The sequence below is a fragment of the Pseudoalteromonas rubra genome (assembly GCF_000967655.1).
In the GTDB taxonomy this organism is placed as follows: Bacteria; Pseudomonadota; Gammaproteobacteria; order Enterobacterales; family Alteromonadaceae; genus Pseudoalteromonas; species Pseudoalteromonas rubra_A.
In genome coordinates this window covers 16,048-32,217 of the sequence record NZ_JXYA01000024.1, presented here as the reverse complement: position 1 = coordinate 32,217, position 16,170 = coordinate 16,048, and the positions used below count along the sequence as shown (strand labels likewise).

3 protein-coding genes are annotated in these 16,170 nt (G+C 56.3%); all 3 read right to left on the bottom strand.

The window, feature by feature from the left end; all coding sequences use genetic code 11:
• Window positions 1-106: 106 nt before the first annotated feature.
• The 3 genes from TW77_RS11535 to TW77_RS11525 all read right to left on the bottom strand — a co-directional run bounded on the left by TW77_RS11535 (window position 107) and on the right by TW77_RS11525 (window position 16,090).
• Entirely contained in the window at window positions 107-1,783 is a 1,677-nt protein-coding gene (locus tag TW77_RS11535) for a cyclic peptide export ABC transporter (RefSeq protein WP_046005132.1), read from the bottom strand.
• A gap of 112 nt (window positions 1,784-1,895) precedes the next feature.
• The gene (locus TW77_RS11530; RefSeq protein ID WP_046005131.1) at window positions 1,896-9,347 is read right to left on the bottom strand and encodes a non-ribosomal peptide synthetase; all 7,452 of its coding nucleotides are present in this window, start codon (window positions 9,345-9,347) and stop codon (window positions 1,896-1,898) included.
• Window positions 9,344-16,090 (bottom strand): non-ribosomal peptide synthetase, encoded by a 6,747-nt coding sequence (locus TW77_RS11525; protein WP_046005130.1) that lies wholly within the window; start codon window positions 16,088-16,090, stop codon window positions 9,344-9,346. Before TW77_RS11525 ends, TW77_RS11530 begins: the two co-directional genes overlap by 4 nt.
• Between the last annotated feature and the right edge of the window lie 80 nt (window positions 16,091-16,170).

Below are 16,170 nucleotides of genomic sequence, written 5' to 3'. Positions count from 1 at the left end.
TATTGGTCTATCCATACTCACTGGCCCCGGTTTGCGGGAACCTTAATAATACTCTGGCCAAAAAAGGCAACGAAACGTGGCGGACCTGCGCCCGCCAATCTGGCGGTTAAGCCAGGGCAACAGGCTGATGTTTATCAACGGGCGGTGTCGCCGGGAATGACGCGGTGACGTCTTCCATCTGACCGGCCTCAAACTTGAGGATGCGGTCAGACAGCGAGAAATAATGCTCATCGTGGCTGATCACAAATACCGTCTTACCCAGCGACTTCAGCTCGGGTAACAGCTCGCGATAAAAGAAGTTTCTGAAATACGGGTCCTGATCGGCAGCCCATTCATCAAAGATGTACAGCGGCGTGTCTTCCATATAAGACAGCAGTAAACCCAGACGCTTTTTCTGACCCTGAGACAGCTCAGTGGTGGACAAAATGCCCTTGTCTACCGTGACCTTTTGGTCCAGCTTGAGTTTGCTCAGGTATTGGCGAATTTTGTTGTCGTCTGCCAGCATGCCGTTGGCGTCGATTACTTGCTCAAACAGGTAAAAGTCAGAAAAGATGGTGCTAAAGTGGCAACGATACCAGTCCATCGCCTGTGCGGCATCGCGACCGTCAAGGCGAATGCGACCCTGAGTTGGGGTATACAAACCACACAGCACCTTGGCGAAAGTGGATTTACCGCAGCCATTACCGCCGATCAGGAAAACAATCTCACCGCGCTGAATTTGCGTACTAACAGGCCCGATAGAAAAGTGATAGTCGTCGCTGTCATCGCGGCGGTATTCATACTCAATGGCCTCAATATCGAGGGTTTGCCAGTTGTGCTCCGGGTTCAGCGTGTTATCCAGCTGATCGGTCAGGATCTCCTCAGACAGTTGCAGCTTTTCAATTTTCTGGCTCGATACTATGCCCTCCGCCACCACAGAATAGGTGTTGATCAGCACCGTCAGCGGCCCTATCACATACACCAGCGTCAGTACAAAGCTCACCACCACGGCCGTGGCAATACCGCTCAAAAACAGCTGTGACATAAACACCACAGAGCCCAGTGCCAGAAACAGGATTAAGTTGGTCCAGTTACTCAGAATGATGAAAACAATGTGCGCTGAAATCGTCGACTTTTTAATTTCCTGAATGTTCGGCGTCACCACCTCTTTGTAGAAAAAGCGCTTGCGGTTGAAGTTAATATTGAGCTCTTTGCCACCGTCGATCAGCGCTCGAAAGTTTTTAAATAAGCTGTCATCGAGCTCCCGGACCGCCTGAAAACGCTGTATGCCCAGCCCCATCAGCAGCTGCGCAACCACCATGGCCAGCAGTAAAACGCCACCGACAAACAAAAATAATTGCCAGGACTGATAGGCCATGTAGGCAAAACACAACAGCACGGTTGCCAGGTTATATGCAACATGTGGCACCGCACTGAGGGTTGCGGTGAGCGATTCTATGTCTTTGGTCAGGGTTGCGAATATGCGATGGCCGCCAACGCGCTCAATCTGCTCATAGCTGGTAGAAAGCACCCGCTTTACTAAGTTTTCGCGAATGCTCACCATAATTTGAACCGACAACTTGGTCAGTATGTATTGAGAAATCACGCTGAAGGTTAAAAACCCCGCCAGCGCAGCGAAAAAGATGCCCAAGCCCCTGAGCACATCCGAGTCGGGGTTAGACACATTTTCTATCTCCGCATTGACCAGTGAGATGATGCCAATGCCGGATAAGGCACTGACCACACTCAACAAAGTGGCAAGAATGAGGAGTTTCTTATGAGATAAAACGAGCCGGTATAACATAAAACAGCCTTGTAATGGTTACTTAAAACTAAAATGGGTATTACTCAGGCTGAGGCACGATTGCCTCAGCCTGCCTGTTTGGGTCAAAGAACCCGCTTTTTGTGCTGTTCACTCATGCCAGTAGCGTCATGAGCTTATCTGCCAGACCACTGACATAAGGGCTTTTCACCATAGTGACGTGTTTGCCCTGAGTGTTAATGGTCGTAATTTGGTTGCTGACATGCGCCTGCAACTGCGTCTGTTTTTGCTGCCAGTAGTCCTCTCCCAGCTCAGGGGTAGTGATCATGCAGACCACGCCCTGAAGGCTGGCCTCGGGCTGATAGCGCCGCGACCAGTCAACCTGCTGGAAATACACATTGAACAAGCGCTGGGTCATGGCCAGACTGAGCCAGGACAGCAACTGCTCCTCGCTGTCTTCGGGTTTCAGTTCTCTGGCGTAAGACAGCATGAGTTCGTGCTTTTCGTCTTCGCTTATCTCGAACTCGGTCTCATCATTGGTTGCCACTAAACACTCACACAGTAGCAACTGTGTTTGACACCCTAATGACTCCAGCTTCAGTGCCGTTGCAAATGCCACCGCGCCGCCAGAGCTGTGGCCCATCAGCACCACAGGCTCATTCTGCGCGCCACGGGCTGTGCGCTCGCTGATAATGGCGTCGGCGTAACAGGCTATCAGCGCATCCCAGCTGTCAATTTGCGGGTCCTGCTCGCTCATGCCCACAGGCTCCAGACTCATCAGTTGCACCTGAGGTAACGCTCGCGCCAGGTCCATGTATCCGCCGCTGGTCATGCCCGCCCCCGGTGCCAGATAAATCGTTGCGGCCGGGTCAAAGTCCAGTGACAACACAGGGCGAATGGCCTGCCACTCATGGTCGTTGTGATCTGTGATCAGCTGCGCCATGGCGCTGAGTGTCGGTCGCTCAACCACCTTGTTGATGGCAATGCCGTGGGTTTTAAAGATTTGGTCGATGTGCTGCACCAGCTTCATCACCAATAATGAGTGGCCACCCAGCGCAAAAAAGTTAGCATCGCGGCTGATCTGCCCGGCCGGCAGCTTGAGTACATCGGCCCACACCTGCGCCAGCATCACTTCCGCATCGCCCTGTGGTGCCTGGTATGCGCCAGCCAGCCCAGATAATTCGGGCGCAGGCAATGCCTTGCGGTCAATTTTACCGTTGGGGGTTTGTGGCCACTGACCGACAAACACAAAGCTGTCGGGCACCATGTAGTCGGCCAATGCCTCGCTAAGCTGCGCTTTGATGGCTGCGCTGAGTGCCTGCTCATCGCACTCGTGCAGTGGCTTCACATAGGCCACCAGACGCTGATTACCATGCTCATCCGTTAAAGCCATCACCAGCGCCGAATCTACCTCGCTGTGTTCACCGATATAAAACTCAATTTCGCCCAGCTCAATACGCAAACCCCGGATCTTCACCTGATGGTCCATCCGGCCCATGTATTCAATATTGCCATCCTCACGGTAGCGCACTAAGTCACCGGTTTTGTAAAGACGCGGGCTGCTGTTTGCCGCGCTGGCATCGAAAAATGGATTGGCAATAAAGCGCTCTTCGGTCAGCTCAGGGCGATTGAGGTAACCACGGGCCTGGCCTTCACCACCAATGTGTAGTTCACCACACGCGCCCTGAGGCAACAAATTAAGTGCTTCATCGAGGATCAGCAGCTGAATATTCTGAATGGGCTTACCAATGGGCACGCTGCTGCCATGGGGTTGCGCACAGTCCCAGTAGCTGACGTCGATGGCGGCTTCCGTCGGGCCATACAGGTTGTGCAGCTGCGCTGTTGGCAGGCAGGCCTTAAACTGTTCAACATGGCTTATCTGCAATGCCTCGCCACTACAGAACACCTGCTGTATTGAGGTGCAGCGGCTCAAGTCGCCATGCTCCAGCATTACCCCTAACATCGAAGGCACAAAGTGCAGCTTGGTCACGCCTGTGGCTGTGATCAGCTCGCTCAGATAGCTGGGGTCTTTGTGTCCACCCGGTTTGGCAATCACCAGCTCGGCACCTTTGAGCATAGGCCAGACAAACTCCCACACCGAGACATCAAAGCTGTATGGCGTCTTTTGCAGGATTTTGTCTTTGCTATCGCAGCCATATTCCTTGTCCATCCAGTCGATGCGATTGTGCAGCGCCTGATGCTCCAGCAGCACACCTTTGGGTTTGCCTGTGGAGCCGGAGGTGTAGATCATATAAGCCAGATGGCGCGAGGTAAGACCGATGTCGCTCACCGGGATATTGCGCTCGTCATGGGCGTCATAATCAAAGTCATCCAGCGCCACGACGGTGGCCTCGCCCAGTTCAACGCGACTGGCCACAGCGCGGGTGCTAAGTACCACATCGGCACTGGCATTCTCAACCAGATAATTAAGTCGTGCTGCGGGCAGCTCTGGGTCCAGCGGCACATACGCCCCGCCGGCCTTAAGAATACCCCAGATGCCAATCACCATTTCCAGGGAGCGCTCCACGCACAAGCCAACCAGTGAATCCGGGCCAATGTGATGGGTGTCTCGCAAATAATGCGCCAGCTGATTGGCCTTGCTGTTCAGCGCGGCATAAGAGAGGGTCTGCGCCTCGAAGCGCAGTGCGATATTCCCCGGCGTCGCCGCAACCTGCTGTTCAAACAGCTGATGTACACACGCCTCGCGCGCATAGCTTTGCGCGGTATCATTCCACTGGCTCAGATAACGATGCTGCTCGTCATCTGGCAACACTGGCAAGGTGGCAACCGGCTGTGGTGAGTCGCTCTCAAGCGCGTCCAGCAGCTGAGTCAGCGCCGCTATCAAATAACCGTTTATTCGCTGGCCCCCAACGCTGCTGTCGACTTGCAGCGTCAAGGAAAAATCACTGCCAAGGTCATCGACTGACATCACACACGGGTAATTAGTGCGCTCTTTCACCCCTAACAGTTTCAGCTCGGCCTGCTCATCAGGTGCGCTGACATCGTGCGAATGACGATAGTTGAGCACCGCGCTGAACAGCGGCATATTGCCCGCCACGCCCGAGGCCTGCATGGCCTCAGAGAGCGGTGCCTGCTCATGGGGCAGCAGCGACTGAAGAGCGCCATGGGTATCGTGCAGGGCCACTCGCGCGGTGCGCTGATCCAAAGTCACACGAATGGGCAGGGTATTGATCATCATGCCCAGCATCTGTGCCAGCTCAGGGCCACCTTGCATCCGCCCCGACAACACAGTGCCAAACACCACATCCTGCTGACCCGCGCAGGCTGCGACAACCTGCCCCCAGGCCAGGTGGAATAAGGCCGCCGGGCTCATCGCCTGGCTTTTTGCATAGTCTCTTACCCGGCTTGCGAGTTCGCCCGCAATACGCTGTTTAAATTCATCAATGTGGCCACCATCGCCGTTTACCTCACTGAGCCCAAACGGATACGCCGGCTGATCAAACTCCCCCAATTGCGCTTTAAAGTACTGCTGAGCGTCGTGATCTTGTTGGTCGTTCAGCACCCGCGCAATAAAGTGGCGATACGGGGTAACGGCAGGCAGACTCGCTGCTCCCTCGCTTTCTATCTGCGCCAGCTCGGCCATCAGAATATCCAGCGAAACATGGTCAATCAGCAGGTGATGTACTTTAAGCACCGCATAAATTTGCTGCGTTTGCTTATCCTCCATGGCCTGCAACTGCATCATAGGGGCCGATTCCAGCTCAAGGCGGTGCGCACCATGTGCGACGTAGTTTTCGAAAACTGTTTGTACATCCTGGCCCGCCTTTACCGGCAACCATTGCGCGGTAATGTGCGCTGCCCGCAGGACCACCTGAAGCGGCTCTGTGCGACCGCGCCATAAAATCGCGGTGCGCAATACATCGTGGCGGGCGATAAGCGTATTGAGCTGAGCTTCCAGCAGCGTCAGTAATTCCGGCTGCGAGAAGGAAAATGCCATGGTCGTGACATAAGGGTCACGGCCATCGCTCAGGGTGTGCATGGCCAGGATCCCCTGCTGCAACGGTGCCAGCGGATACATATCCTGGATGTTCACCGCCCCGCCCGGCAGCTGTGCCGTGATCTCATCTATCTCATTTTGGGTCAGCGTGATCAGGTTTAGCAGCGTCGGCGTTAATTCAGTGCAGCCCGGTTTAATTGGATTCTCGGGCACCACAAACCCCTGCCCGCTGTCTTCTGTCAGTAAACTGGCCATTCCGGCCAGGCTGCTGCTGGTAAATAGCGCCTGACTATCGACCTGATAACCGCGCGCTTTAAGTTTGGCTATCAACTGGATCACCAGCAGTGAGTGGCCGCCCAGCGCAAAGAAATTGGCCGAGGTACTGAGCTGCGCCGGGTCGCGCTCAAGCAGCTCAGCGCAGATTTCGACCACCGCCTGCTCAGGCGCAGTCACTGGTGCGATATACGTTTCCTGCGCTTCGATAAAATCTGGCTCAGGCAGTGCCCGGCGGTCGATTTTACCATTGCTGGTCAAAGGCCACTGCGCCACCAGCACCAGGGCGTCCGGCACCATGTAGGCAGGCAGAATACGCGCCAGCGTCTGACTTAGCAGGGCGCTGTCGGTGCTGTCATGCTCGCGCGCCGTGGCCGTCAGCTCAACATAGGCCACCAGACGCTTGTGGCTCTCGCCTTTCACAACCACCAGCGCACTGGCGATGGCATCAAGCTGTGTAATTTGTTGTTCAATTTCGCCCAGTTCAACCCGAAAGCCGCGGATCTTGATTTGATTGTCGCTCCGGCCAATGTATTCCACCACGCCATCGTCACGCATACGCACCAAATCGCCGGTGCGATATAGACGCTGATAGACTGTTTGCTGGGTCTCGTCGTAAAACGGATTGGCGGTGAACTTTTCTGCGCTCAGCGCCGCTAAATTCAAATAGCCCAGCGCCAGTCCGGGACCACTGACACACAGCTCACCCACACAGCCATGTGGCACTAATTCATTGCCATTGAGCACCATCACGCTGTCGCCCTGCAATGCCTTACCAATTGGCACGGCACTGGCCGGGTCGAAGTCGGCAGGAAGCCGATAACAACAGGTGAAGGTGGTGTTTTCCGTCGGCCCATAGCCATTGACCAGCTGCACGTCCGCCAGTGCCTGCTGCACCCGCACCACCGCCTGCGGCTCCAGCACATCACCACCCGCCAGCACAGTGCGTAAAGTGCGCAGCTGCTCAGGCGCATCTGCACAGCTTTTACTCCATTCGCTGAACAGTCCGGCCGTCAGCCACATGGCATTGACCTGCTCAGTGGCAATGACCTGGTTTAAGGTATCCGGCGTGATATGTGTTTCAGGGTAAATCACACAGCGCCCGCCATTGAGCAGCGGGCCCCAAATTTCTAAGGTGGCCGCATCAAAGGCCACATTCGCGGCTTGCAGGAACACCGTATCCTCATCCAGCGTCATAAAATTCGGCGACATCACCAGGCGGCTGATGGCCCGGTGCGGCACCGCCACGCCTTTGGGCATGCCGGTCGACCCTGAGGTATAAATCACATACGCGGCACTGTGTGGCTCGCTTTGACGCTCGGTTACGGGCGCTGAGCCAAATCGCGTAAACGTCTCACACCCGGCGATGTTCAGTTCGGGCGTTAATACCAGTGCCTGTGCCTGATTGCCTTGCAATAACTCTTTGTGGGCTGCACAAGTGATCACCTGTTGCAGGTTGGCATCTGCAATGATGTGGTCAATACGGGACTGCGGATAATCCGGGTTGAGCGGCACATAGGTTGCGCCGCTTTTTAATACCGCCAGCATGGCCACGACCATTTCTATGCCCCGCGGCAATAATAAGCCGATATGAGCCTGGCGGCCTTGTGCCAGCAGATAGCGCGCCAGCCGGTTAGAGGCACTGTCCAGCTCGCCATAACTCAGCTGCTGCTCACCACACACCAGCGCAATCTGCTGCGCGGCACGCGCTGCGCTGAGGCCAAACAGCTCGGTCACCGTTAACTGAGCGGCGTCGCTCAGCGCCGTAGGTGTCATCAGGGCTTGTTGCTTGGCCAGCTCATCCGGGTGCAGTGCGGTTATCTCATTCAGCGACAGCGCACCGGCATGGCTCGCGGCATCGGCCAGACGCTCGAGAATGACCATCAGCTGCGCATTAAAGCGAGCGATCAACGCCTCATTGAACAGCGCCTTGTCGTATAACCAGGTGATCTGCACACCCGACTCATCCAGGCTCAGGTTAAGCTCAATATCAAACTTACAAATGGGTTCATCGCTCATCAGCGGTGTCATGCACAGCTCAGGCAGGGCCACACCGGCGGGCTGCTCAGCGGTCACGCCATAGTCTGAGTTGCTAGTCAGCACAATCTGGAACACCGGCGTGTGCGCATTGTCGCGCTCAAGGTTCAACGCCTCCACCACCTGATCAAAAGGCACATCCTGATGAGACTGCGCCTGCTGGTTTACGCTGCGAATATGGGCTAAAAACGCTGCCAGCGTTTCGTGCTCTGTGTTTGCTCTGAGCACCAGGGAATTGACAAAAAAGCCGATTAAGTCTCTGAGCTGAGCATCGTTACGATTGGCAATCGGCGTCCCTATGACGATATCCGAGCCGCCACTGAAGCGCGCTAAGGTCAGCGCCAGCGCGCCATGCATCAGCATAAAGGGGCTGAGCTGATGTTGCTCGCAAAGATTGCCAAGTGCGCTTGCGAGTGTCGCATCCAGCGCGGCATCGAGTTTAGCGCCCAGATAGCCCTTTTGCGCCGGTCTTGGGTAGCTCAGCGGCAAACTATGCAGCGCCGGGATATCAGCAAGCGTCGCGCGCCAAAAATCCAACCCACAGGCGAGCACCTCATCGCTCAGCCAGTCGCGCTGCCACTGCGCATAGTCTTTGTATTGCAGTGTTAATGGCGGGAGCGGCGCGCTTTTGCCCTGTGCCAGGCTGGCGTACAGGGCAAAAAACTCCTGGCTCAACACCGCCATCGACCAGCCGTCCGAGGCAATATGATGCATATTCAGCAGCAGATAGCCCTGCGCCTGAGTAAGGTCTGCGGATAAACCCAGATCTACCCAGGTTGCCCGGATCATCAAGTCCTGACTTAAATCAAAAGGCGTTCTGGCATCCGACTCTATCAAACTATCCAGCGCCTGCTTCGCCGCCTGCTCGTTATGCGCACTTAAATCAACACAGGTTAAGGTAAAGGCCACCTCATCGCGTACCACCTGAGTGGCCAGGCCCTGATGCGACTGATACACAGTACGCAGTACTTCATGGCGCGCCACGATTTGCGCCAGTGCCTGCTCGACCAGCACCGGCTCCAGCTGGCCTGCTACCCGATAGATCTGCGGCATGTTGTAATGTGCACTGGAGCCGTGCAATTCGTTAAGCATCCACAAGCGCTGCTGGGCAAAAGACAAGGGCGCCCGGTTGCCGGTGGTTTTGACCAGCACAGGACGCTTGTTACTGCGAGCATAGAGCTGGTGTAAAAACGCCTTGAGTGCGTCTTTATTTTCTGCCAGCTGGCGCTTTAGCTGGCTGTCCATCTGTTTGGGCAGCTTGAGGGTGATTTTCTCGTCCTGTGACTGAAAAATAACGCCCGCCTGTTGCAGTTGTTGAAAGAGCGACTCCACACTCATAGCTCAAAATCCTCAAATTCATCGTTGTCTTGTTGCTGTGGCTGGGCCTGGTGATGAATGGCCTGCACCGACTCTATAAACCCGGCTATCTGCTGAATGTTCTCGCAGCGATATAGGTCGGCAATTTGCAGCTCAATCTCCAGCCGCTGATTGAGCAGCTGAAGCAGCTTCATCACCAGTAAAGAGTGGCCGCCCAGCTCGAAAAAGTTCGCGCCCGTGCTTATTTGCTCCGGTGGCAGGTCCAGTAACTCAGACCAGATGGCCACCAGCATATCTTCCAGCTCGCTGGCCGGGGCCACATACTCGGCCTGCATCAGGCTGAAATCCGGCTCCGGCAGTGCCTGCCGGTCGATTTTGCCGTTGCGGGTTAACGGCCATGCCTGTACCGGCACAAATGCTGCCGGAACCATATAAGCGGGCAGCTGTGCAGCCAAAGCCGCCGCCAGTGCCTGCATCTGGGCACCTGAGTCTGACTGCTCGCAGCCGGAGTTTAATTCAACATATGCAACCAGTTGCTTGTCGCCTTCACTGCGCGCCCTGATGGTCACCAGAGCCAGAGTCACATCATCCAGCGCTTCGAGCTGGCGTTCAATTTCACCCAGCTCGACCCTGAAGCCCCGGATCTTGATTTGGTCATCGAGGCGGCCAACATAGCTGATCAGCCCATCATCCGTACAGCGCACCAAATCGCCGCTGCGATACAGCAGCTCGGGTTGTCCGGCTTCGCTGGCATAGGGGTTGTGAATAAAGCGCTCTTTGCTCAGCGCGGGCTGGTTCAGATAGCCCAGTGCCAGGCCATCACCGCCCACGCACAGCTCGCCAACTACGCCCTGTGCAGCCCGGCGCCCCTGCGGCGTTAAAATTAGTAATGTATCGCCCTGAACACCCCGGCCGATTGGCACCCCGGCGCTGATGTCACTGCCTCGTGGCACCGGGTAACAACAGGTAAAGGTGGTGTTTTCCGTCGGCCCATAGCCGTTGATCACCATAACCTCAGGCAGTGCCTGCTGCACCGCGCTAACGGCGTGTGGGTTCAGCACATCGCCCCCGGCCAGTACATGTTGTAGCGCAAGCGAGTCAGTACTGAGTTCACCGCAGACCTTGCTCCACTCGGTAAACAAGCCTGAGGTCAGCCACAGTGCCGTGACTCCTTGTGTGCTCAGCACGGTATTGAGCCCGTCCAGGGTGATCTGGCTGTCGGGATACAAGACACAGCGCCCGCCGTTAAGCAGCGGTCCCCAGATCTCCAGTGTCGCGGCATCAAAGGCGATATTAGCGCTTTGCAAAAACACAGTCTCTGCGTTCAGCGTCACAAAATTTGGCGCATGAACCAGACGGTTGACCGCGCGATGGGGCGTCATCACGCCCTTTGGTATGCCTGTGGAGCCGGAGGTATAAATCACATACGCCAGCGACTGAGGCGTAAGCCCCACGGCCCGTGGCAGATCCTCATCACTGAATGATGACCAGGCGCTGTGTGGGTCATCCAGCACCACCTGGGTAACCGGACTGAATGCCAGCGTTTGCTGTTGTGCCTGCTCGGTCAGCACCACGCTCAGCTGGGTGTCTTCCAGCATATAAGCCAGTCGTGATTGCGGGTAGTTCGGGTCCAGTGGCACATAAGCACCGCCCGCCTTAAGTATCGCCAGGCAGGCCACCAGCATGTCGAGCGAGCGGCCAATACACAATCCGACCAGGGTGCCGGCACTGACCTGATGCGTCTCGCGTAGGTAGCACGCCAGCTGGTTAGCCTTGGCGTTCAGCGCCGCATAACTGAGCGTTTCACTGCCAAGTTGCACGGCGATGCTGTCGGGCGTGGCTTTGGCATGCAGCTCAAACACATCATGAATACAGGCACCGCGCGGATAATCGGCATCCTGACTTTGCCAGCGCCTGAGCATAGCCAGCTCAGCGTCGCTTAACACCCCAAGTGTGGCAACGGGTTGTTCTGTGTGCTCAGCCAGCGCCGCAAGCAGCGCCGTCAGTGCAGTGTCCATCATAGCCGCGATGCGCGCTGCCGGAACACTGTGCTCAATTTGATAATCGAGACTGAAGTTATCGTGCTCACCGAGGTCGTTCACCGACAGATCAAACGGGTAATTGGTACGCTCGCGAGTGCTGAGCAGGGCAATGCCCGGGTCGGCTTGCTGCTGTGCGCCCTCAGGCGCTGAATGCGTGGCTGAGTGGCGGTAATTTAAAATCGCACTAAACAGCGGCGCGTTGCCGTCAATTCCGCTGTAACTTTGCGCTTCGGCCAGCGACACCTGCTCATAGGGTAGCAGCGCTTGCAACGCCGCATTGACTTGTTGCAGTGCCAAATGAGCAGCCTGATGGCCCAGAGTCACGCGGATCGGCAAGGTGTTGATCAGCATGCCCATCATTCGCTCTATGCCTGGCATGCCATTCATGCGGCCCGACATCACAGTGCCAAACACCACCTCGTCGCGGCCACAACAGGCACTTAAAACCTGAGCCCAGGCCAGGTGGAACAAAGCGGCGGGGCTGCACTGATAGCGCTTGCAAAGGGTGCGGATCTGCCCAGACTGCGCGGCACTTAACGCCTGGGTGTATTCAACCACCGCGTTGCCATCACCGGCAACCTGCGCCAGTTCAAACGGCAAAGTGGGAGTATCTATATCTCCCAGCAGTTCGGTGAAAAACTCGGCCGTGTCGAGCTGTGCGCTTTGCGCCATCGAGCGGGCAATAAACTCGCGATACGGCAAAGGCGCCGGCAATGCCTGTATGTCGTCGGCTTCCAGTTCACCCATCAGGATCTCTAGGGAAACATGGTCGGTGATCAAATGATGGAACTTAAGCATGGCAAAAATATGGCCCTGCTCGTCCTGCGGGCTGGTGATTAACTGGATCAGCGGCGCAGACTGCAGATCAAAACCATGTGGACCGTTTGCCACAAATTCAGCGAACTGCGCTTTGAGGTCGTCCCCGCTCAGTGCCAGCTCAGTCACAGGTAAAGTCGCTTCACGCAGTACCACCTGCATCGCCCGCTCCCGGCCGCGCCAGAATATGGCAGTGCGCAGCACATCATGGCGCTGCACTAACCCGCTCAGCTGGGTCACAAACCCGGCCAGCTTGTCTGCTGAGGCAAACTCAAAACTGGCCGTGGTCACATATGGGTCGTGCTCCGGGTTGAGGGTATGGACAAACAACACCCCTTCCTGAAGCGGCGCTAACGGGTAGATATCCTGAATGTTGCGCATTCCACCCGGCACAGCCGCGGCAATGGCCTCTATCTCGTCTTGCTCAAGGCTTGCCAGCGTCAGCATCTCAGGCGTGATGGCCTCACAGTGCGCCGGAATGTTATTTTCAGGGACTGTGAATGCCTCGTCGGCGTTGTCAATCACGGCGGCCATCGCGGCCAGGTCTTTGGCCTGGAACAGCTGTTGCGCGCTGCTGCTCAGCTGGTGCTGTTGGAGTCTGGCCAGTAGCTGCATGATCAACAGAGAATGGCCACCCAGCTCAAAGAAGTTGGCGGTGGCACTGATCTTGTCCTGCTCCAGCCCCAGTAACTCCGCCCATAAGCCTGCCAACAGGCGAGCCCGCTCGGTCTCTGGCGCAACATATTGGGCACTGCTTTGTTGCAGTGCGTCAGGTGCGGGCAGGGCTTTTTTATCAATCTTGCCATTCGGGGTCAGCGGCCACTGTGGCATGACCACAAACAGGCCGGGCACCATATGGGCAGGCAGTTGTTGCCCAAGACGCGTTTTAATCTCGGCTATCCAGTCTGCCTGCTGCGTCTCATCCTGAGCTGTCTCACACGTGAGACAAGGCTGCACATAGGCCACCAGCTGCTGTTGGCCATCGTTCAGTGTGCGCGCCAACACCTGCGACAGTGCAATGTCGTCAAGCTGATTGAGGCGATGTTCAATTTCGCCCAGCTCGATACGGAAGCCCCGGATCTTGACCTGATCGTCGCTGCGACCAATAAACTCCAGTCGTCCATCCGCACGATAACGCACTAAGTCACCGGTGCGATACAAGCGCGGGCTGTTATCGTGCGCACTCGCCTGATAATAAGGGTTGGCAATAAAGCGCTCCTCGGTCAGGTCGGGTCGATTCAAATAACCGCGCGCGATACCTGCGCCCCCCAGATACAACTCACCGACACACCCCACTGGCAGTCGCTCCAGTGCATTGCCCAGCACATAAGCCTGGCTGTTGGCTATCACCTGGCCGATATCCGGCACGGACGCCAATTCACCGCTAAAGCGCGCACAGGTTGAATACGTGGTGTCTTCCGAGGGGCCATAAAGGTTGCACACTTCAACCTGAGGCAAGGCAGCAAATATCTGATTGACCTGCTGCGCCGTGAGTGGCTCACCGGCCAGGTTCACCGTTGTCAGGCTCTGCGGCAGCGCGCCGACATCCAGCAAGGCCTTCATTGCAGAGGGAACGGTATTGATCAGGCTGATATCCAGCGCCTCATCCGCCAGCGCCAGTGCGTTTTTAACCACCACCACTTCAAAACCAAAGCTCAGCGGCAGGAAGATTTCAAACACCGAGAGGTCAAAGTTCAGCGAGGTCGAAGCCAGTACCCGGCGCAGCGCCTCATCGTTAAAAGCTGCCCGCGCCCAGTACAGCATGGCCACGGTATTATGGTGCTCAATCATCACCCCTTTGGGTTGACCGGTGGAGCCTGAGGTGTAGATCAGATAAGCCAGGTGCTGCTCCGTCACGCCGCTTTCTTTACGGCTGATATTCGCGGTGGAATAACGCGAGAAAGCACTGCTCGTGGCAATCAACTCATCCAGCATCACCGCCTGAGCACCAGGCAGCGCCACTGTGCTGGTCACACTTTGCTGGGTCAGCACCACACTCAGGCTGGCATCTTCAATCAGATAGGCCAGGCGCTCTGGCGGGTATGCCGGGTCGAGCGGCACATAGGCCCCGCCGGCTTTAAGAATCGCCAGCATCGCGACTATCATGTCTGTGCCACGCTCCAGGCAGACACCCACCGGACAATCCGGGCCGATATGGTGCTCAAACCGCAAATAGTGCGCCAGCTGGTTTGCCCGGGCGTTGAGCTCACCGTAGCTCAGCGTGGTCGCACCGCGATGCACGGCACTGCGCTCGGGGTGTTGCGCGGCCCGCTCTTCAAACAACTCATGAATACAAAGCGCTTGCGGATAAGCCAGGGCGTTGTCGTTAAATGCGCAAAGCTGTGCAATCTCGGCATCGCTCAGCATGGGAATAGCCGCGGTGCTCAGTGTGCTATCGCTATTCAGCTGTGCCAGGAAAGCTAAAGTGTTGCCCAGATGCTGCGCCAGCGTTTCAATACGTGCGTGCGTGAACAGCGTCACGTCATAGGTCCATTCAATCACGCCGCCTGCATCACTCAGCGAGGCATTGATGTCGAGATCAAACTTGGTCGTTGCGCCACTGCCGCTCATGGGCGTGATGGACAGGCCCGCCAGCTCTGTGGTGTCGGCATGGGGCTCGCTCACGCCATAGTCTGAGTTGGTGGTGAGCATGATCTGAAACAGCGGGCTGTGCGCGGTGCTGCGGGGTACTTTCAGCACCTCGACCAGTTTTTCGAACGGCAGATCCTGATGCGACTGGGCATCTAAATGTACCTGCCTTAGCTGCGCCAGATAGTCGTTAAGAGGTTGGTCCTGCGTGTCGACCCTCAGGATCAGGGTGTTTACGAAAAAACCAATCAAAGCTTCCAGCTCAACCTGACGGCGGTTGGCCACCGGCGTACCAATCACAATATCATGATGATTGCTGTTGCGGGACAGCACCAGCGCCAGTGCGCCGTGGATCAGCATAAACGGAGTCAGGGCATAGCACCGGGCAAGGGCCGACAGCTTTTGACACAACCCGGCACTGAGCGGCTGCGAAACCACCTCTCCCTGATATGCCTTGACCTCCGGCCTTGGAAAATCCAGTGGCAGGGCATGCACCCTTGGCAATTCGGCCAGTTGTTGTCGCCAGTAATTGAGCTGGGTGTGCAGCACCTCCCCTTGTAACCAGTCGCGCTGCCACTGGGCATAATCGGCATACTGAATCGCCAGCTCTGGCAGCGGATTAGGCTGGCCATAGCCATAAGCGTGGTAGAGCGCAAAAAACTCCCGGAGCAAAATATCCATGGACCAGCCGTCGGTGGCGATATGGTGCATATTGATAAACAGCACCCCGGCGTCTTCTGTGATCAGGGCCAAAAAGCGCACCCGCAGCATAAAATCCGCAGCCAGATTGAAGGGCTGTGCGGCCGCATCATCAATAAACTGCGCAATCCCGGCGGCTTCATCCTGCTCGGCCAGGGTTTCTTGTACCAGACAAAAATCTTGCGGGTCGAGCAGTGACTGCTGCACGCCCTGCTCAGTCTGAGTAAAGACCGCTCTGAGTACGTCATGGCGCGTCACTATCTCGCGAAATACGCGCTCAATCAGCGCCACATCAATTTGGCCACTGAGCCTGAACACCATCGGCATATGATATTCGCTGGAGCCGCCCTGAATTTGGTCCAGCGTATACAAGCGTTGCTGAGCAAAGGATAAGGGGTAACTGCTGAGGTCGTCCCGATGAGTCAGCGGACTCACCATAGTGGCTTGCTGGTGCTGGGCCAGGGTCTCAACAATGGCGCTTTTATGTTGTTTGATCTGCTTTGCGATATCGGCCGTGATGGCCCCTTTTTTGGCTTTCGACTTTAATGCCCCATCTTGCAGAAATAGCCGGATCCCCGCCTGCTCGAGCTCAACGAGTAGCTGTTTGATGTTTTCCATAATGACTGACTAACTCATATCTGTGTTTACTGCAAAAGCGCTGTGCCTGTGGCCATGTGTTATCCGGGCCCCGAATAACG